We start from the raw sequence: 20797 nt of genomic DNA on the forward strand, positions 1-20797 counted from the left end.
GCTGACGGAGGCTTGCATGCGAGTTGCCCTTCTAACCTTAGTTGCCCTGGCGTCACTTTCATTGGTGCATTCGCCAGCGATGGCGGAGCCGGATCCGCCCGCCCAGAGCAGTGAAGCTCTCAAGCCCGTAGCCGAGCAATCGGTGCGGACGCGGCATCAGATCAGGATCGGGGGCAAGCCCGTCAAATACACGGCCGTCGCCGGTACGCTCACCATCCGCGACGATAAGGGCCAGCCCCGGGCAAGCATGTTCTACGTGGCGTATATGCTCGACCCGAATGACCGCTCACGCCCGGTCACCTTTCTCTATAACGGCGGCCCCGGCTCATCGAGCGTCTGGATTCACCTCGGCTCCTTCGGGCCGAAACGCGCCGAATTGCCGGGCCCGGGACAAGCGGCCGGGAACCCGCCCTATGAACTGATCGACAATCAGCAGACGTTGCTACCCAAATCGGACCTCGTCTTTCTCGACGCGATCAGCACGGGCTATTCGCGCCCCGCGCCCGGCGTCGCAGCGCGTGACTTCTTGACCGCAGATGCAGACGCCGAGGCTTTTGCCAAAGGTATCGAGCGCTTTCTCACCTTGCACGATCGCTGGAACGCGCCGAAATTCCTGTTCGGCGAATCTTATGGAACTGCGCGCAATGCCGCACTGGTAGATCGTCTGCAGCGCGACGGCGTCCAGATGAACGGGGTCATCGCGCTCGGTTCGATCCTGGATATCTCCCGGGTCATCAACCAAGACGACCGCCTCTTCATTACGATCGTGCCCAGCTACGCGGTCACAGCCGCCTTTCATCGACGGATCGCGCACTCGGGTGACCAACAGAGCTTGATTTCCTCCGCGATCCAGTGGGCAGAGGGACCTTACGCACAGGCGCTCGCCAAGGGCACTACGCTGAGCAACAGCGAAAGGGCAAGCACAGCCCGGCAACTCGCGCAATATTCTGGCCTGCCCGAGCAGTTCATTCTGCAAAACGACCTACGCGTCGATCCGGATAAATTCCGAGCCGAGTTACTGCGCGATCAGGGCGTCGCGGTCGGCGAACTCGACGCGCGCTATACCGCAGATGAACCGCCAGGAACCCGCGACGCCCCGACGTTCGATCCCTCCGGCAACGGCACCTTCCGGATCATCGTCAGCCAGATGAATAGCTATATCCACGGCGACCTCGGTTTCAGCACGGATCTCGAATACCGGCGATCCGATCCGGAAACGTCCAGGGCGTTCGATTTCCGGCGGGCCGGCAACGGCGCTTTCTCCAGTGCCTTTGGCAGTTACGGCGATGATCTGGCTCATGCGATGACGGTCAATCCACGGCTGCAAGTGCTCACCCTGAATGGCCTGTTTGATCTCTCGACGATCTTCTACGGTGCGGTTTACGATTATCACCATCTCAAGATCCCGCGCGCATTGGCCAACAATATCACATACAAATACTATGATGCCGGGCACATGGCCTATACCGACGACACCGTCCGCCGTCAGATGCTCGCAGACATCGAGCGCTTCTATGACAAGGCCGCGCCTGTCCGGTAAAGGCGCCCTCTCCCACTGTGAGTGCGCAATCGCAGACGCGCTAGCCTTCGCAATTTACTATCTGCTATCAACGCAGACCAACAAACTGGAAGTGTAGCTAAATGGCAAATCTCCGTACGGCGAGAAAACCTGCAAAGCCGGGGAGCAAGCGGCCGGCGCGATCGCCGGTCGCTCCGCCGTCAGGTATCGCCATGATCGTCAAGGCTTTCCGCCAGAATGCGAAAATGACCCTGAACGAGTTGGCGCAGCGCGCCAACGTGGCGGCATCGACGATCTCAAAGATCGAGGGTGGCCAGCTCTCCCCTGGCTATGAGATTATCGTCCGTCTGGCGCAAGGACTCGGGATCGACGTTGCCGACATGTTCCGTGCGCCGCAGCAGAATGCCGCTACGGGACGGCGCGGCGTTACCCGTCGGGGTGGGGGCGTCCAATACACCACCCCGAATTACGCCTATCAAGCGTTGGTCAACGACGTCTCACGCAAAGAGTTTATCCCGCTGCTAACGACCATCAAGGCGCGTGAGCGTGTTTCCTGGAATGAGCTTCCCGCCCATGACGGCGAAGAATTTGTCTATGTATTGAAAGGCAGTGTCCGCCTGTTCAGCGAGCATTACGAGCCGTTGGATCTCGAGGTCGGTGATTGCGTATATTTCGATAGCCGATCGGGCCATGCCCTGGCTTCGATCGGCGAGGAAGATGCCGAGGTGATGTGGATCTGCTCGCATCCCGATGCAATGACCCACGTCAATTCCGGCGCTTCAGACGAGGGCGAACGGAGCGCCTAGCCCTTTTCATGTCGCCGCGGGATCGGGGAGGTCAAGCCACCCGCGGCTGAACGTCACGCATTTCGACACCAGCGTCAACGCATCACCGGCGAGCGTCGCACGGAAGGCCCCGCCCCTCGACGACACTTGAATAAAGTCAAGGGACGCTTGCCCAAGCCGTGCGTTCCAGAAAGGCGCAAGCGCACTGATCGCCGAGCCGGTCGCAGGGTCCTCCTGCTCGCCGATTGAGAAGCCGGGGCAGAAGAATCGGAAAACGACGTCCGTTCCCGCCAAGGCGGTGGCGATCACTGCCGAATCGCCGAAGGCGCGCATGACGTCGTAATCTGGCGCAAGTGCGGCGACCTGCTCCGGTGTTTCAAAGAGCGCAATCCAGTCGCGCTCGCTGCGATGGACGCTGACGGGCATTGCGCGCAGCGCCGGACCCAGCTGTGCAGGGCTGCCGGCCTGAGTGTAGGACCAGCAGGGAATTCCCATGCTGATCCCGCCGTCCACCATCGCTGCCGGTCGGATGCCACTAACCGTGGCGAATTGAATAGCATCCGCGCCAGTCTCGTGCAGCACAGCATGGGCAGCTGCAAACGTCGCGTGACCGCAGAAGCTCATCACCTCCCGCTCGCCTCGTGTGAACCAGCGCAGACCACGGGTATCCTCTCCCGGCCCGACAAAGGCGGTGACGGAAGGGCCAAAATCGTGGGCGATGCGCGCCAACACGGCATCTGTCGGCCACGTGTCGAGCAGACACACGCCCGCAGGATTGCCGCCGAACACCTTTGAGGTAAAGGCGTGAATTTGGAAGGCGCGTAGAGCCATCACGACGCCAGCGCCATCGGTAAAGCATCAAGTGTGCCGCTCTTCGTTCTCGCCAGCGCGAACTCGGCGGCTATCAGGTCCGCTGCGGCAAAACCTGCGCATTTGAAGATCGTGATATCCTCTCGCTCCGGGCGGACGGAACTCCGCAGGAGTGAACGAAGGTCTCCGTCGATACGGCTCTCGTCGAGACACCCCTCGGCAATGGCGTCCAGCAGATCTCCGGATTCGGCGAGTGCCGCGTGATCATCGAGCCATATCTGCCCGGCACGGCGGAAGGCCTCACCGTCCACCTCCCGCATCGTCGGCTTGAAACTGCCGACAAGGCTGAGATGCGCCCCGGTCTTGAGCCAGCGTCCGTGGACGACAGGCGTCGTGGCGCTGGTCGCCGTCACGATAAGATCGGCGCAGCGCACCGCTTGCTCAAGGCTCCCGCACTGCGTTGCCGGCAATCCCGCGTCGCGAAGCTCGAGCGCCATTTCTGACGCTACCTTTTCCTGCCGGCCGAATATCTCGATGCTTTCAAAGCCATGGCACGCGGCGTGCGCCTGCGCCAGCGCTCGAGCGACCGGTCCGGTGCCGACGATCAGCATGCGCGTCGCATCCTTGCGCATCAGGCGGGATGCGGCCGCTGCCGACAGCGCGGCGGTACGCCGCTCGGTCAGCATGCCACCATCGAGGATCGCCTCGACGATACCCGATCTTGCGTTGATGATGATATAGCTGGCGCCATGCGATGCCTGCCCGCGAGCACGATTGCTTTCCCAGAACGTCACCGTCTTGAGCCCGATCACCGCATCGTTGCGCCAGGCCGGCATGACCAGCAACGTACCGACGTCATTTGCGCCACCCGAAAGTTCAAACTGGAGACGCGGAGGGGATACGCTCGTGTCTCCGCCGAGGGAGCACGCGAGGTGGTCGGTAAGCACCGTCCACGGAAGCAGCGCCGCGACATCATCATGGTTCAATACGATCATTCGTTCATACCTTCGGCAACCAAGCCATTTTCACCCGTGCCCGACGATGTTCATCGCCAGGGAACCTTCATAGAGAAGCAATTTTATATTAGGAAATCTTATGGTACAATAATAAATTACGCTCAGTCCTTGGCATACGTCGCGTGCAGCCTTGACGACAGCAACCAACAAAACCGGCCGGCGCAAACGAGCCTGAGGCGGGCCGGTTAATCGAGGCTTCGTTCCGCGAGGGGTTCCGGCGCCATCGCGTAGGGCGAGAGCGGTTCGCCTCCCGACTTGACCGTGGGACCGCCGATCGTAAGTCCACGGACCAGAGCTGCCGCGACGATGAGTAGCCCCGCGGGCACGAGAGCAAAGCCGTATCGTATGGCGCTCGCCGCCGGCGTGTTGGCCACCGCTGTAGCGGCAGTACCGGAATGGTAGCCGATGAGGTCGAGATAGAGCCCTACCAGGAACGCGCCGATCGACATTCCCGTCTGCTGGGTGAAGATCCACGTACCGTAAATGGCGCCTTCCCTCCGCTGGCCGCTGAGTTTCTCGTCCAGTTCAACAGTGTCCGGCGTCATCGCGCTCGGCAACATGAAGACCCCGCCAAAGAACGCCCCGATCAAAACCATGAGCGGGAACATCAGCGCCGGCACCCCGACCGGCACGAGCAGAGCGAGACAGAATACCGTAGCCGCACCCGAATAGGCGATCGCACAGGCGCGCCGTCGTCCTATGCGTCGCCCGAGCGCCGCCCAGAGCGGCGTCGTCACGATCGCCGTAATCGATCCAACCGGGTACAATGCTCCCATCAGGCCTCCGTCGAGACGCAGGGTGATCGTGACGAAATAGATCATCATGGCGCTGTAGAAGGCGTCGCTGGCGCTGCTGAACAGATAGGCGCCGGACAGTCGGAACAGCTGCCGATTCGTGCGGAAGCTCCGCCATTGCTGGGCAAGGCTGGCGTTCGTCATTTGCAGGGCCCTGCTCGGCGCGCGCGCGGTTGCGAAAAAGGCGGTAAGCCCCGACAGGATGATGAACGCTCCTGTGATGAAACCCACCCACCGATGGCCAGCGACCGGATCAGGCGCCGCGCGGACGATCAGCGGACTCGCCATCACGGTGAGGAGGACCGCGAAACGTGCTGCAATTTCTTTGTAGCCGGTTAGCGCCAGCCGTTCGGATACGTCATCCGTCATCTCCGGCAGCATCGCAGAATACGGGACGTGGTAGAGGCTGAGTCCGGTGTTGACTGCAAAGCACGCCGCGAGGAACCACGCAGCCTTGGCCGTCAAAGTCCAGTCGGTCGGAATCGCGAACATTGCGGCATAAGCGATGCCCCAGACAAGCGAACCCACCAGCAGGAACGGACGGCGCCTGCCCCAGCGGGACCGGAACCGATCAGACACTCCGCCCATCAGAGGATCCGATATGACGTTCCACAGGCGCGGCACCAGGATCAGCGTGCCGGCAAGCGCGCTCGGCACCTTTTGCACGTCGGTGAGGTAATAAAGCAGGTAGATCGACAGGATCGCCATATGGCTGGCGATAGCAAACTCGCCGACCGCCCATCCGAGCCGTGTCGTACCGGCTAGCGGTGACTTACGCGCATGTGCCACCCTGCCCCTCCTGATCCATGACGAGGCACGTCCGACACCGACTTTCTGCTATCCATATCTTCTGATTATACATTGTCGATCTTTTCCGGTGGCTTTCGCCAGGTTGCCGGCCCCTCTGCGTTACGCCGTAACTATGTTTTTGTGGATCTCGCCATTCTTGCAAATCAGGAGAAGATTGTCCTCGTAGTTGGCGAGGATATCGATCGCTTCCAACGGATTGCCCTTGACGAGCAGAAAGTCGGCCCAAGCGCCCGGTTTCAGCACTCCGAGCGGTGCAGCCCTGTACGGGTTTCGTGCGCCGCTCATCGCGAACAGCGCGGCGTTGCCCGACGTTGCGATCCGCAGCGTCTCGGCATTCGAGTACACCGTCGCAAACTTCGTGAGCATCCGATTCTCGACGGGGCTATCCGGCTGGAAAACCAGGTCCGTCCCAAATGCGACGCGAACCCCATGCTTCTGCGCCCAGCGCAGCAGATGCTCATAGGCACCGTTCACCGGGGCGCCCTTCGCATGCATTTCAGGAGACACAGGCTGATCTCCCGCGGAGAACGCCTGCGTACTAAGCCAGACGCCTTTCTGGCCGAGCAGCGCCATTGTCGCCTCGTCCATCAAATGCCCGTGCTCTATGCAGGCAACGCCAGCCTCAATGCACCGCCGGATGCTGTTCGATGAATACGCATGGGCCATCACGTACGTGCCCCACGCCTGCGCTGCTTCGACCGCGGCCGACAATTCCTCCATCGTAAATTGAGCGCTGTCGATCGGGTCGAAATCGGACACGATCCCACCCCCCGCCGCGATCTTGATCTGGCTCGCGCCACGCCGCAACTGCTGCCGCGCGCCGGCCAGGACCGCAGGCACGCCGTCGACGACCAGCTCGAGTCCGAGTTGCTGAAAGCGCGAAGGGGTTCCCGCGAACGTCGGCGAAAGGGCGTAGGCGGCCGCGTGATCACCGTGGCCGGAGGTCTGCGAGAGTATCGCGCCACTTGGATAGATACGCGGTCCAGCTATCCGACCTTCATCGATCGCACGCTTGATGCCGAACGTCGGCCCTGCGCAGTCGCGAACCGTGGTGAAGCCGCGCAACAGCTGGCGCTGGGCTTCCGCCACCATGTCGGCGAACATCAGGCCATCGTCCGCCGCGTCCAGGTCCGCCGGCCGGTTAGCCGCGAGCGCCAAATGCCAATGGGCGTCGGTCAGGCCCGGCATCAGCGTCTGACCGCGGCCATCGATGACGATGCATCCCGATGGCGGATCGATCGGCGAGGTGGAGACGCGGGTAATCAACGGCCCTTCCGCCAGCAGATGGCTATCGACAAGCTTCGGCGACACGCCGTCGAACAGCCGCACGTTCTTGACGAGTACCGCCGGCTTTCGCTCGCGCGGCGCTGCGACCGCGGAGGTAGCGGCTACTGCCATCGTGCCGGCACCGATCAGCAGGGTTCGTCGATCGATCTGCATAATGGTTCCTATCCGGTCAGCGTTGCGTTACGAATGTGGAAATCGCATCGAGGACTTCGGGCTGAGCGATCAGTCGGTGCCCGCCGTCATAATAAGCGATGCTGTAGCGGCTACGGTCGAGCTTCGCCTGACGCATGATATATTCGCTGTTGCCGATGGTCGTCAGCGTATCGAAGCGCCCCTGCACCAGCATCACCCGTAGCGACGGATCAGCTTTCATCTCGTCGGCCAGCGTGACGTCTAGCGCCATCGCGCCTGACGTATAGTAGTTCCACCCCGGATTGAGCACCGTATTGAAACCGTGGTAGGCGCCGAGGCCGGTAACCCCGATCTGTGTTGCGGCATAGTCAGCCATCAATTTGTCATAGAGCGCGAGCATTTGCGTCAGCGACTCACGCTCGCCTGCCGGATGGGTAATGCGCCCGTCGTCACCATCAACGACGAGATGGCGATCGGCCAGCAGTTCCGCCTGGAAATCGGCCGGGACGATCGAGTTGCGCCCGGTGAAATTTTCCGCCGGGAGGCCGATCAGTGCCGGGAGGCGGGCAATCACCCGGTCCCGCTCCGCCTCGGTCAGTTCATACCCTTGCATGAGCGCCGCGATATAGTCCGTGCGCGCGAACAGCCGGGCCTTATCGACTGCCTGCTGCCAGGTCTGGCCCTTATTGTCGATGCGGCCGTGATACCAGGCGACGGACGCCATCATGGGCAGGGCATTGGCAGCATATAGAATGTCGGGCATTTGGCCCTTCTGGAAATAGCCGAGGCTATTTCCCCCAAGCATCAACCCGGCAACCTTGATCGCCGGTTGGCCGCGGGCCAGGTCGCGTGCCATCGCCACCGCCCGCATCGTGCCGTAGCTTTCCCCATAGATGTAAACGGGCGCGTTCAGCCGGCCGTGGCTCTGCAGCCAGGTTACCGCCATCCGCGACATCGCCGCCGAATCGCCGTCGACGGAGGCGAACGCGCTCTTCTGACCGTCGGGCAAGATATGGCTATATCCTGTCTCGGGCATGTCGAGGAATACGAGGTCGGCGACAGCCAATGGCGAACGCGGATTGTCGATCAGCCCCCGATCGGGATGTCCAATGTCGGATACGATTTTGGGTCCGAGCGCACCGAACTGCAGAAAGACCGCCGAGGCACCCGGGCCGCCATTAAACGCGAAGATAACGGGACGCGGCTTTCCGGTCGGCGTTGTCGCGACATAGGAGGTGGCGAAGAGGCTCGCCGTCGGCTTGCCGGTAGCGATATCCTTGATGATCGTTTCCGACACCTCGGCGGTGTAGGAAAGCTCCCTTCCGTCGAAAATGCCCTCGTGCGAACTGCGGAAGATCCGCGGCCCCGGCTGCGAGGTCATCGTAAGGGGCACGAGCGGCTGCGGCGCGATCTGCGCCTGTGTGCTGGTCACAGCCGCAGCAATGGCGGCCGTGGACAGAAGGGCAAGGACGAAGCGCCTCATTTGCTGTGATCTCTGTCTGTTCTGGGTTGATCATTGCGGATCGGCGATGCCGGCAACGGCGTCGCCGCGGCGGATGAATGGCTGGCGAGCGTATCAAGGATGAATTGTCGCACATCGCGACCGAATTGCGGTGCAGTCTCACCCAGGTAGGACATGTGACCCGAAGCATAACTATGCAGTGTCACGCGTTCCGGAGGCAGACCTGCGGCTCTGGCGCTGCTTGCCGTCGCCAGCGGCGTCGCCAGCAGATCGTAATAGCCCGTCATCAGCATCACCCGCAGCTGCGGCTGGCGTCGCATCGCGATCGCGAGATCGTCACCGTATGTCTGGTCGGGCGCGACGCCCGCCCGACGGTTGTTCCAACGACTGAATACGCCCTCCCAGACGATCGCCTCATAGGGGATCGGCATGTCGACCTTCAGTTCGTCGTGGATCATCTGCTGAAAGCCGGCGACGATCCCGGGCACATATTGCGCCATCGCCGGATCGTCTGCGACGAAGTCGCCCCCGTCGTGCGACGCGGGCAAAGTATAGCGGCTGTCATACAGTCCAACCTTCAGGCCCGACCCGGCCAGCGCCAGAGCGGAATATTCAGGAGGCGACAATGCCAGATGTCTGTCGATCCAGGTTTTGGCAGGAACGCCGGTATAAAGTGCCAGGCGATCAGCCACCTCCGCTTCAACGCTTTGCGGTAACGCGCCGTCTTTCAGTCGCCGAAGCGCGTCTGCGTACGGACCGCCCACATAGTCAGAAACTTCACCGTACCGGGTTGCGACGTCGGGCGCGGAGGCGCCCCCACGATGATAATCCGCGGTAATCGCCATGCCGGGGATCAGTGCACCCCCGCCGATGCCGGCATCGGTAGCGGGAGCGGCGCCGCTATTGGCCCCCAGGCTGAGTGGCGCCCCGACAATGATCACGCCGTCCAGCGTTATCCCCCGCATCACGCCGACATAGCGGATACCGCCGAGAAGCGCGCGCGGCATCATGGCAGCGCGGAAGCCGCCGTAGCTCTCGCCAAGCACGAACTTGGGCGACGTAAACCGACCGTTACGCTGCAACCACCCCTCGATGAAACGCGCGACGCTGTCGGCGTCGGCATCGACGCCCGCGAAGTCGCTATCCTCGGCGGCTCCCGCAGCGTGGCTGAATCCGGTCCCGACTGGATCGATGAAGACGAGGTCGGCGACGTCCAGCGGCGAGTCCGGATTTTCGGAATAGCCGAACGGAGGGACGTTGCTCGGATTGACGCTGTGGTCGAGGAACGCCCTCCATGGCCCCATCGCCCCCATCTGCAACCAGCACGATGCCGAACCGGGACCGCCGTTGAAGAGGAAGAGGACAGGCCGATTAGGATCGCGGGCACCCGTCTTCACATAACTGAACGTGAAGAACCGACCGGTCGGCTCACCCTCGATATTGGTGACGTAGCTCTCTTCGGCGGTTGCCGTAAACGCGATCTTCCGCCCTCCGATGGTGGCCACATGCTGGGTGACAAAGCGACGCGGTGGTGGAACATCGGCGAGCGACAAATGCTTGCCGGTATATCTGGTAGCGACAGAGGGTGCCGTTACCGTCGTTTGCGATGCCGAGCTTTCTGAAGGGCTGGAGGCGACAGCCGGTGACGGCGCTGACGCTGACGCTGACGATGTCTGCGGCGTTGGCGGGGGTGTTGCGGCAACTGCGGACATCGTGCCCGGTGTTGCGAATACGCCGCATATCAGCGTGAACCGGGCTACGGACCCGCCCATTGACTTCAGCATGCGTGCGCCCCCCGCCATGGTGCGTCAGAAAGTCCGGCTGAGTGACAACCCAACCGTGCGCGGCCGGATATAGACAGCTGCGAAGGGCGCACTCGCGAGCGATTGCAAACTACGCGTAGCGCCGCCGATCACGCCCCGTCGGTTCGTCACGTTCGTCAAAAACGCGTTCACTGACCACGGCCCCTGCTTGAGCCCTGCGCGAAGATCGAAGGTGGTATAGGCAGGGTAACGCGGCCGCAACAGACTTAACGTTCGCTGGAAGTCGCTGTAGCGGTCACCAACATAGGTTACCGTGCCACCGAAGGTGGCGCTGGTCGTGCCGTTTAGAGGAATAGTCTGGTCGATGGCGATGTTGCCTGCGAAGCGGCTGCTGAACGGCAGACGATCGCCGTCGAGTCCGGCTCCCCCTCCGACAGGCAGATCGCGCGTCAACTCGGCCACGTTGTAGGTGCCGTTGGCGGCGATCGTGAGCCCGTCGGTTGGATTGAGGGTGATCGCCGCTTCGACGCCTTCGCTCTTTGCGCGTGGCCCGTTGGTAAAATAGGTCAAGCCGGTCGTCGGGTTGCTCAACGAAAGCTGAATGTTCCGCCAGTCGATGTAGAAGAGCGACGTGTCGATCGTCAGCCGTCGATCCCAGAAGCTTCCCTTGAAGCCGATCTCGTAATTGACCGTCTTATCGGGCGCATAGCTGGCAGGCACGCCGGCGGCGGCGTTGGGATTGGGGCCTCCGATGCGATATCCCGAGGCTATACGCGCATAAAGCATCGCATTGTCGGAGAACTTGTACTGTGGCGACACCAGGAAGGTGCCGAGGTCGCTTTTCGAGCCGATGTCGGTTGTCCCCGGCGCGACCAGCACCCCGGCCGCAGTGCGCGGGTAGGACTGGTTGTTGTGGGCGTAACGCCCGCCTGCCTGCAGGGCGAAGGCTCCCAAGTGAAGCGTCACGTCTCCAAAAGCCGCCAACTCATCCAGCTTGGTGTGCGAACTGATCGTCGCGAGGTTTATCGCTACCTGGTTTGCGCTCTGTAGGACGCCATTGATGATCTGCTGACCTGAGGTTCGTTCGCGGCCATAATAGCCGCCCACCGTGACGTCCAAGAGATCGCCAATCGAACGGTCGGCGCGCACCTCCTGTGTGAACTTCCGCGTATCGTAGATATTGTGGAACGTTGCGCCGGTAGCCGCGGGATTGCCGCTGAATAGGGCAGAATACACGCCGTAACTCGGGGAATAGTCGTAAATGGCGTTGTATTTACTCTGCCCGTAGCCAGTCAGCGCCGTTAGTGTGAAACCAGCAATATTCGCCGTTATGGTGGAACTGTAAAGCCGAACCCGGCTGCGATACTGGCCGGTTCCTGGCAAGCGCGCCTGGGAAAGCTCGCTTGTATTTGCCTGGAAAAGGCTGTCCGAATCGACTTCGGATGTTCCGTTACCATCGGTATTCTGCAGGAGGGCCGAAACCTTCCAGGAAATGTTAGCATCCGGCCGCCAGAGAAGCGATATCCTGCCGCCATAAGCATTAGCCGAATTGACATCGTCCTTGCGGGTTGTTGCGTTATCGACATATCCGGGATCGCGGCGCCCAAAGCCGCTCACGCGGACCGCCAATTGGTCGTCGAGCGGCACGTTGATCGCTCCTCGCAGGCCAGCGCCCACGCCGCCGCCGTCCACCGACGTCAAGTTGGACTGCACTTGACCCGATACTCCGCGGGTCGAGGGATCGACTGTTACATATTTAAGCAGCCCACCCATGCTGCTGGCACCGTACAGAGTCCCTTGCGGGCCGCGCAGCACCTCGACCTGGGCCAGATCCGAGGGATCGAGATCCGGTATCAAACGCGACGAGTAAGAGGTCACGCTGCTTGCACCAAACGGCACATCGTCGATCACGATGCCAACGGTGGGATTACTGGACGAACTCGTGCTGATACCGCGCACGGCCAACGTGAACTGGCCACTGCCTGACGAGAGCAGGCTAAGCCCTGGGATCTTGTCGAAGTAATCCTGCAACTGTGTCCGGCTCTCACTGAGCAGTGTGGACGGTGCAATCGCCGTTACAGGCACCGGCACCGACAGAAGCCGCTCCGATCGCTTCTGGGCGGTGACGATGATATCACCCTGCCCGTTGATGTTCGGCGAAGTCGGCGCCGCAGCGTCCGGCGTTGCGGGAGTGGAATCCTGCGCGAACGCGGGCGCAGCAGACGCAAACGTCACCGCTGTCGTCATCAGGAAGAAGCGCCGAACACGGCTCTTGATTGAATTCACGGCCATCTGCCCCCCTCGAACTACCAAAGCGACACCTTGATGACGAATCAAAGGCGGATACGCAACATTTCTATGATCGTATGAGATTTGGTATGAGTGGCAAGCTGGTAACAGGCGACGTTCGGGCTTAGGCGGTTCGCTTTGGCGAAGGCGCTCTATGTCGAGAGGACTATTCCATAGTTACGCCCAGCCGCGGATAAGCAACGGCGGCTTTTCCCCTCCCTCCGATCACCAGCGATAGCCAAGAGTCGCGATCACGTTCCTGCGATAGCCGAACCCGCAGGCGGCCCGCACCGAGCTGAGCAGCCCCCACAGGGTGGTCCAAGTTGTTAGTTAGTGCATTTGCCCTGCTGCACCACTCGGATCAGGGCAGCCAATATACGAGCGAGAAGTTCCAACGGCTGATGGCCGACAACGGCGTGACCTGCTCGATGAGCCGGTCGGGCAACGTCTGGGACAACGCGGCGATGGAGAGCTTCTTCTCCTCGCTGAAGACCGAGCGGGTCGGACGTAAAACCTACCGCACGCGCAATCACGCAAAGGCAGACGTGTTCGACTACATCGAGCGCTTCTACAATCCGACGCGACGCCACTCGACCCTGGGTTATCTCAGCCCCATGGACTTCGAGCGGCAAGCGCAGGTAGCTTAACCTCGTGTCCGCGAAATCGGCAGCAGCTCAGGCCGCAACGGTCGGTCGTGAGACCTTCCAGGACGCCAAACCGCTTTAAGTTGCTGATCAGCCAGTGTTTATCGGGACGTTCCGGGACGTGGTGAGACGTCCCTGGAAATTGTACTGGCTGGGGCGGCAGGAGCCTCATCCAAGTTTCTGATCCCCAGCGAAACTGCCGTTTTCACCTTTGCGATTGATGCCGATCGACGCAACCTCTGTAGCAGAAGGCTGTAGGGGCGGGTCAAGGCTGACGGCGGCGTGTCGCTTAAACGGCTGGATCGACGCAGGAATGGGGTCGCTTACCGAACACTCAGTTGAGTCCGTGCAGACCCATAATCGGCCATTCAGTGCAAGCGTAGCGCTACTCGCAAGCGGTCGCTCGTTCATGTCCAATGACTCTTTTCTGAACAGGCAAAATACCCGGCCCCACCGCTTGCCGGCGTGGGCTTAGGGGCCGATCTCCAGCGCCCGTCAGCCGATAAAGGCCGGGCCCGCGAAGCGACCGTGCGCGTTGAGGTTCCCACAGCGACAAGGCGGAGACGGCATGAACACGATTGAGCGAGGCGCTGGACGCACGCTGCTTCTGATCCACGGCCTGGGCGGGAGTTGGCAATCGTGGAGCACCGTCTTGGACCCACTCAGCGCCTCGCGAAAGGTCATCGCGGTCGACCTTCCCGGCCATGGGGCTACCCATGCCGAGTCCGACAGCGGGACGTTCGATGGTCTGGTCGGCAGCGTCGAGCGTTATATCGCGGAGGCTGGCTTGTCCGGCGTCGATGTCGTCGGCAGTTCCATGGGTGCGCGGATTGTACTTGAGCTCGCGCGGCGTGGACTCGTCGGCAACGTGGTCGCGCTTGATCCGGGCGGCTTCTGGCGGGGCTGGGAGCGCACCTTCTTCAGAACCACCATCGGCGCCTCCGGTCGCTTACTGCGGGCCATCCGGCCGGCCCTGCCGGCGTTGAGCCGGAATGCAGCGTCGCGCACGGCCCTGCTCGCTCAGCTCTCTGCGCGTCCTTGGGCGCTTGACGGGGAGACCGTCGCGACCGAGCTGGAAGGTCTCAGTAAGACGCCGACATTCGATGCGCTGGTCCGGAGCCTTGCCACGGGGCCTGAGCAGTCCGGCCCCGCCGCTGCCGGCACCGGCCGGGTCGTCATCGGGTGGGGCAGGTACGACCGGCTCTGCCTCCCCAGACAGGCTGCGCGCGCGCAGGCAGCCTTTCCCGGCGCCGAGCTGCACTGGTTTGATGGCAGCGGGCACTTTCCGATGTGGGACACGCCGGAGGAGACAGTCGCCGTCATTCTCGACGCGACGAGGTGATTCTCCACCCGCTGGACGGCTCGATTGCGCGATAATTGCAGCATCGACCCATACCCGGACGTTCAGGCCGCCCTTCCGGTTCCTCGATTCCGGCCGTTCGTTCACCTCACCCATCCGCAGCTTCTCTCGGCGGTCAGCCCGCTGAAGTCTGCAAACCGTTTCGGTTGGCCCAGAGTTCGGCCATGTCAATATTCGGTAGCGCCTCCTCCATCCGTCGCTTGGCATTATCGGAGGAACATGGAATCTTCTGCGCCCCAAACTCAAAGACGTGACAGCAAGTCAGGTCGTTATCGATGCCGAGGTGCGCGCAGAGTACCTTTGCTTTAGGCGGGCTGAGGCCGACCTTGGTGGCAAGCTCGTTCCGTTGATGGTGAAACTGCTTACGCAGATCAACCCTTGACGGAGCCTGAGGCGTTGAACAACAGCTAACGCCGCGCTTCTAGGGCAAGCCGAGACTCCACGGTCGACCACGCTGGATTTCGGCCTAGCGCTCTGCTCTAATGTTCGCGGGGGAAAATTTCGGGTATGAACGATTTCGATGCGATCCGTGGGTTCGCCGGGGCATCGCCCGGGCAGGACCTCAGTCGCGTCGTGTCGAGACTGACCAAGCGCGATCTCGAACTAATTGTCGGTCCCGCGGTGCTGCCACTCCTGCCCACTCTCGATCCTGCTGACAGGAGCGGGATCGAGGCGGCGGCGAACCGCATCCTCGCGGAACGGCCCTTGGCGGTGTTTGCCGACGCCGCGCAGCGCCGGACGATCCTTCGCAACCTAGATCCCGGCAAGCTCGAGGAACTCCGGCACCGTCTGAACGGTGATCCCGCAGGCCTCGCCGAAAAGGCGCATTGGCCGACGGCCTCCGGCTTCTTCGGCCTCGACCCGGCCGACGCCGCGAGCGTCGTCGCGGCACTACCCGTGGAGGAACGGGAAGTCGGCTTCGGGCTCTTCCCCCACCAACGGGCAGTCGTGCGCCGAACCGTCGCGATCATTGGCGGCGGCAAGGGGCGGACCGTCGTCCATATGCCTACCGGGGCGGGCAAGACCCGCACGGCGATGCACATCGTCGCGCGCGCGCTGAACGAGGCGGAACCAGCCCTCGTGGTGTGGCTGGCGTCCAGCCGTGAACTCGTCGAGCAGGCCGCGGAGACCTTCGGGCTGGCCTGGTCCCAGCTTGGAAACCGGACCGTGACGCTGCAGCGCTTCTGGGCGAATTTTGGCGAACCGCCAACCGCGCTCGCGGACGGGCTGCTCGTGGCGGGCCTCGCCAAGCTGCACGCCTGGCGCGAACGGCGCCCGCTCGACTTCCAACGCCTGGCGGGCCGCACTTCGCTCGTGGTCATCGACGAGGCTCACCAGGCCATCGCGCCGACATACCGGGCGCTCATCGACGGACTCTGCGGAGCGGGTGCCGACAACGCGCTGCTCGGACTGACTGCGACGCCGGGGCGGACCTGGAACGACATGGAGGCGGACCGCGAGCTCTCGGATTACTTCGAGGGCTCGAAGGTGGTGCTCGAGGCCGGCGACGATGACAACCCGGTCAAGTACCTACTCGACCAGGGCTACCTAGCGCGGCCAGTCTTCAAGCCGATCGAGTATACGCCAGCGAGGACGCCGAGCGAGGAGGAGTTGCGGCGCATCGCGCGCGCCGACGACTTCCCCGACGCCTCGCTCGAGGCGTTCGCCGCGGACACTGCCCGGAACGTTGCGATCATCGCGGCGGTGAAGGGTCTCGTAGAACGTGGCCACCGCCGTATCATCCTTTTCGCCGTCAGCGTCGGCAACGCGGAGATCCTCGCCGACGCACTGGAGGCGAACGGCATCGCCTCGTCCGTGGTAACCGGGGAGACGCCAGCCGGCCGGCGGGCCGCGACGCTGCGGGCCTTCAAATCCGCCAGCGAGGCGCCGATGGTTGTGTGCAACTTCGGCGTCCTCACGACCGGCTTCGACGCACCGCGGACGAGCGCGGCGATCATCGCGCGACCGACGAAGTCGTTGGTACTGTACAGCCAGATGGTCGGCCGCGCGACGCGGGGCCCGAAGGCTGGTGGCAACGAGACGTGCGAGATCCTGACGGTCCACGATCCCGCATTCCCGGGCTTCGGCGACATCGCCGACGCCTTCTTCAACTGGGAGGATGTTTGGAATGGCGAGTGAGGTCGAGGTGGACGTCGAGGAGGCCCCATTCATCCCCGCGGAGCTCGCGATTCAGGCGATGCGCGACAGCGGCTACAAGAACACAGCCTATGCGCTCGCCGAACTCGTCGACAACTCGGTGCAGGCAAACGCAGAGAATTGCGAGATCATCTGCGTGGAGGCGATGACCCAACTCGCCACGCGGTCGCGCAAGCGGTTGTGCGAGATCGCCGTCCTCGACGACGGCGACGGGATGGATGCCAAGGTGCTCCGCAAGTCGCTGCAGTTCGGGAACGGGACGCGGCTAAACGACCGATCTGGCATCGGCCGCTTCGGCATGGGGCTCCCCAACGCATCGATATCCCAGGCCGGGCGCGTCGATGTCTGGAGCTGGCAGAACGGCGCGGACAACGCGCTCCACACCTGGCTCGACGTGCAGGAGATCCGCGAACGGAAGACCCGGGACGTGCCACCGCCGCAGCTCGACCCCGTGCCGGCGGTGTGGCGCGCGCGGGCACGCACCATTGGCAAGTCGGGCACCCTGGTGGTGTGGACGAAGCTCGGTGCGGACCGGCTAACGTGGAAGGGCGCGAAGGCGACCCTGAAGAACACAGGTTGGCTCCTGGGCCGCATCCACCGGCGGTTCATCGGGAACAAGACCCTGTCCATCCGGATGGCCGGCGGAGAGGAGGACGCGCTCGAGGAGAGCTTCGTCACGATCAACGACCCGATGTACCTGACTCCGGCGCCGACTATGCCAACGCCGTTCAACGTGCAGCAGATGTTCGAGCACCTCTACGACATCCCCGTCGACATTGAGGTCGACGGCAGGGTGCACACCGTGCACACCCGCTACTCGGTTGCCAAGCCGCTCACGATCGAGCTGGCCGGCACGGCGAACCGCGGCGACACCGCCTACGGCAAGGATGCCGCGGACAACATCGGCGTGTCGGTAATGCGGGCGGGGCGCGAGCTGATGCTGGATCGCTCCTGGACGATCCAATACGATCCCCGCGACCGGTGGTGGGGATGCGAGGTCGAGTTCCCGGCCGAGCTGGACGAGATCTTCGGCGTAACCAACAACAAGCAGGCCGCGACCGTCTTCAACGAACTATCGAGCCTGACTTGGGACGAGCTGGCCGAGCCCGACGAGACGATGCCCGACGTCGTGAAGCGCCTGCGCGACGAGGGCGATCCCAAGGGGGTGCTGCTCGAACTGAGCAAGACCATCAAGGACAACCTCGCCTCGATACGCACCACCATCAAGGTCCAGGGCAAGGGCACGCGCCGCAAGGGTGAGCGCCACGAGGCCGGGGACCCGACCGAGGCGGCCAACGAGAAGTGGAAGAAGCGGGACGAGACGAATCCGCTTCCAGATACTCCCGAGAAGCCGTCGCCGGGCGACGTGAAGGAGATCTCCGACGACCTGAGCGAGGACGGCCGCAGCGACGAGGACACCTCCGAGATCGTGGCTCGGATCGTCTCGGGCGACCTTAAGGTGCTCTTCATCGACAAGACGCTCGGCGGCTCATCCGAGCTGTTCACGGTGGTCAACCGGGGTCCAGCAACCGAGGTCGTGTTCAACCGGCGGCACCCCGCGTTCGACATGATCTTCGACACGGTGTCGGCCGACGACGACCTGGAGCACCTGTCGTCCGGCGAGTTGGAGGAGCGCCTGCTGAAGGCCGGCAGGGCGGTTCAGCTGCTCTTCGCCGCCTGGGCGCGCATGGAGCGCGAGGACCCGCCCCACCAGCGCACCTACGAGCGGGTGCGCGAGAGCTGGGGCAAGCTGGCGCGCGACTTCCTCGAGCCCGACGACGTGGCGGGCTTCTAGCTTGCGCCGCGACGGCGACATACTCCTCGCGCACGTCGCCGCGGCGACCAGGCAGCTCATCCTGTGCGCGCCGTTCATCAAGGCCGCCGTGCTGCGGCGGCTACTGGCGGCGATGAACCCGGACGTCGGCGTATGCGTCGTGACCAGATGGCATGCGGACGAGGTCGCCGCGGGGGTGAGCGACCTGGAGACGTTCGACATAGTGGCGGCCCGTCCGGGCTCGGAGCTGAGGCTAATCGACCGGCTCCATGCGAAGCTGTACCTCGCGGACGACAGGGCCCTGGTCGGATCGGCAAACCTGACGGCCACGGCGCTAGGCTGGTGCGATCGGTCGAACCTCGAGATACTGCTCGAGGCCGGGACGGGTGACCCGTCGATAGCGCGCTGCGTCGAGGAGGCCGCCGCCGCCCGCCTGGCGACCGCCGAGGAGCGCGACCGCATCGCCAGCGAGGCGGCATCGCTGAAGGTGCCGCGATCAGTAGAGGCGACGGAGGTGGACGAAGCGAGGGCGACGAACTGGATGCCCCGGCTCGCCGCCCCGGCGCGGCTCTACCAGGTCTACAATGGGCTCGGCGCAGACCGACTGACGGCCGCGTCCCTGGAGGCCGCACGGCACGACCTAGAGGCGCTCGCGATTCTCCCCGGGCTTTCAGAGCCTGCCTTCAGGGCGGCGGTGTCCACGTCACTCACGACAATGCCGGTCCTCGCAGCCATCCTTGCCGCCGTCGACGGCGACCTCGGCGACGAGGACGCGGTCGCAATGATCGCCGCGCTCCCCGGCGAGTCGACCATGGAGCCCGAGCTGCAATGGGTCGTCGTGCGGGACTGGATGACGCACTTCCTGGGGGACACGCTGGAGATCGCGCCGAGGAGCTACGTCACCCGCCGCAAGCCGCGGCCCATGCGGTAGCCCATCGCAACGATCGGGTGTGGCGCACTTGCTCCGGCAACCCGCGCGTCGACACAGTGTCGCTATTCCCCCGACGTGAACACGAACGATCGCCACCGCAGGGTCTGACGTCCAAGGGCATCCGGCGGCGTGGCCTGCTCGGTGAGCCTGAAACCCGCGGTCTCCGCGGCTTCTACGACGTCCGCGTCTGCATGTGCGTGGAAGACGTCTGCCGGCTCGCCCGGGGCCGGCGCACGGAGGCTGACAGCGAGTGCGCCGCCGGGCGTCAGCAGCGTCGCGAACGTCGTGAAGCAGCGTTCTAACCGCGTCGCCGGAACGAGCATCAATACCGCCGAACATAAGATGAAGCGGAACCTCTGGGCCTCCGCAACCAAATGCGGCAGGTCAGGCAAGCGATCATCGACCCAGCGCAGGCGGTCGCCTTCACGGACGGCAACGGATCGGAACGCCTCGGAGGGTTCCACCGCGACGACGCGGTGGCCCATTGCGGCGAGCGCCCGCGCGTCGCGACCACTGCCCGCACCGACGTCGAGCACATTTGAGGGCAACGTTGGAAGATGCGGGGCTACGCCGGGATGCACCTCCTCGAACGAGATCGAGTCGTACGCGCCCGACAGCGTCACCGCGAGGTTGTCGTAGTAGTCGACCGACGCGAGCGGCGCTGAGCCCGGACGGCTCACCGCGGGGCCTTCGCAGCTGCTGGGAAGACGCGCTCCGGGACGGCGGCGGCCCACAGCGACCCGCAGGCGGCGACCAGCAGCAGCACCGCGAAGCACGTGACGATCATATAGTTGGGTCCGATGACGGCACGGCCGTCCCGGGTTAGGATCTGTTCTTGGATACGCTGCATGACGTAACGCAGGCGATAGAGCGCCACGATCATGACGAGGTTGGCGAGGCCCGCGAAGGCCAGGAGGCCGACGCGCGCCGCTTCGGTCACGGCGAGGCTCGCGACCCCGAACCAGAGGCCGCCGGTCAGCGTCATGAAAAGGAGTGGCGTCTGCCACAGCACCGCGTTGAGCGACCGGAAGTCGGCGCACAGTTCCCTGTAGACCGTGTCCGCGTCCAGCAGCGGTGGCGTCACTGTTTTTTCACCCGACATGGCCACATGATATAGAGGCAGCGCGTACCTTGCGACAGCCTCGGCCTGCCGCTGGCCGCACGAGCGGGGCTGCTGCTGTCGCCTGCGCGGCGCTCGCTCCAATACGGTGGCAATCCTTTTCGTGGCTGGCGGGTACTCGTCGCTAATTGGCTTGCCCGCGAA

15 protein-coding genes and 1 pseudogene are annotated in these 20797 nt (G+C 63.4%); 7 read left to right on the forward strand and 9 right to left on the reverse strand.

Annotated elements, in window-relative coordinates; genetic code table 11:
• The first annotated feature begins 16 nt into the window (after positions 1-16).
• Entirely contained in the window at positions 17-1540 is a 1524-nt protein-coding gene (locus M9979_RS02885; protein ID WP_254287834.1) for a S10 family peptidase, read from the forward strand.
• A gap of 191 nt (positions 1541-1731) precedes the next feature.
• On the forward strand, positions 1732-2325 hold the full coding sequence (locus M9979_RS02890; protein ID WP_254287835.1) for a helix-turn-helix domain-containing protein: 594 nt from the start codon (positions 1732-1734) through the stop codon (positions 2323-2325).
• Between the two features lie 6 nt (positions 2326-2331).
• Here M9979_RS02890 and M9979_RS02895 read toward each other — a convergent pair whose 3' ends face one another.
• From M9979_RS02895 to M9979_RS02925, 7 genes are all read right to left on the reverse strand, one after another.
• Positions 2332-3135, reverse strand: a complete 804-nt coding sequence (locus M9979_RS02895) for a PhzF family phenazine biosynthesis protein (protein WP_254287836.1) — start codon at positions 3133-3135, stop codon at positions 2332-2334.
• Complete coding sequence (locus tag M9979_RS02900) at positions 3135-4109, reverse strand: ornithine cyclodeaminase family protein (RefSeq protein WP_254287837.1); 975 nt, start codon at positions 4107-4109, stop codon at positions 3135-3137. The genes M9979_RS02895 and M9979_RS02900 overlap by 1 nt, the downstream gene beginning before the upstream one ends.
• Positions 4110-4315: 206 nt before the next feature.
• Positions 4316-5713 carry an MFS transporter gene (locus M9979_RS02905; protein ID WP_340689040.1) on the reverse strand — a complete coding sequence of 466 codons (1398 nt, stop codon included), beginning with the start codon at positions 5711-5713 and terminating at the stop codon, positions 4316-4318.
• Positions 5714-5833: 120 nt separating this feature from the next.
• Entirely contained in the window at positions 5834-7174 is a 1341-nt protein-coding gene (locus M9979_RS02910) for a metal-dependent hydrolase family protein (RefSeq protein ID WP_254287839.1), read from the reverse strand.
• A 16-nt stretch (positions 7175-7190) separates the two neighbouring features.
• Positions 7191-8636, reverse strand: a complete 1446-nt coding sequence (locus M9979_RS02915; protein WP_254287840.1) for a S10 family serine carboxypeptidase-like protein — start codon at positions 8634-8636, stop codon at positions 7191-7193.
• The gene (locus M9979_RS02920; RefSeq protein WP_254287841.1) at positions 8633-10168 is read right to left on the reverse strand and encodes a S10 family peptidase; all 1536 of its coding nucleotides are present in this window, start codon (positions 10166-10168) and stop codon (positions 8633-8635) included. Before M9979_RS02920 ends, M9979_RS02915 begins: the two co-directional genes overlap by 4 nt.
• Positions 10169-10423: 255 nt before the next feature.
• A complete protein-coding gene (locus M9979_RS02925; RefSeq protein ID WP_254287842.1) occupies positions 10424-12670 on the reverse strand; it encodes a TonB-dependent receptor in 2247 nt (748 codons plus the stop codon).
• Positions 12671-13008: 338 nt separating this feature from the next.
• Between M9979_RS02925 and M9979_RS02930 the strand changes: the two are divergent.
• The 5 genes and pseudogenes from M9979_RS02930 to M9979_RS02950 all read left to right on the forward strand — a co-directional run.
• Positions 13009-13314: pseudogene (locus tag M9979_RS02930) on the forward strand (IS3 family transposase); the annotation flags it as partial.
• Between the two features lie 565 nt (positions 13315-13879).
• Entirely contained in the window at positions 13880-14653 is a 774-nt protein-coding gene (locus M9979_RS02935) for an alpha/beta fold hydrolase (protein WP_254287843.1), read from the forward strand.
• Positions 14654-15178: 525 nt separating this feature from the next.
• On the forward strand, positions 15179-16810 hold the full coding sequence (locus M9979_RS02940) for a DEAD/DEAH box helicase (RefSeq protein ID WP_254287844.1): 1632 nt from the start codon (positions 15179-15181) through the stop codon (positions 16808-16810).
• On the forward strand, positions 16800-18623 hold the full coding sequence (locus M9979_RS02945) for an ATP-binding protein (protein WP_254287845.1): 1824 nt from the start codon (positions 16800-16802) through the stop codon (positions 18621-18623). Before M9979_RS02940 ends, M9979_RS02945 begins: the two co-directional genes overlap by 11 nt.
• Before the next feature lies 1 nt (position 18624).
• Positions 18625-19533, forward strand: a complete 909-nt coding sequence (locus tag M9979_RS02950) for a phospholipase D family protein (protein ID WP_254287846.1) — start codon at positions 18625-18627, stop codon at positions 19531-19533.
• A 62-nt stretch (positions 19534-19595) separates the two neighbouring features.
• Here M9979_RS02950 and M9979_RS02955 read toward each other — a convergent pair whose 3' ends face one another.
• The gene (locus M9979_RS02955) at positions 19596-20213 is read right to left on the reverse strand and encodes a class I SAM-dependent methyltransferase (protein ID WP_254287847.1); all 618 of its coding nucleotides are present in this window, start codon (positions 20211-20213) and stop codon (positions 19596-19598) included.
• Complete coding sequence (locus M9979_RS02960; protein ID WP_254287848.1) at positions 20210-20635, reverse strand: hypothetical protein; 426 nt, start codon at positions 20633-20635, stop codon at positions 20210-20212. Before M9979_RS02960 ends, M9979_RS02955 begins: the two co-directional genes overlap by 4 nt.
• Positions 20636-20797: the final 162 nt, after the last annotated feature.

It is taken from the genome of Sphingomonas liriopis (assembly GCF_024211255.1).
Taxonomy (GTDB): Bacteria; Pseudomonadota; Alphaproteobacteria; order Sphingomonadales; family Sphingomonadaceae; genus Sphingomonas; species Sphingomonas liriopis.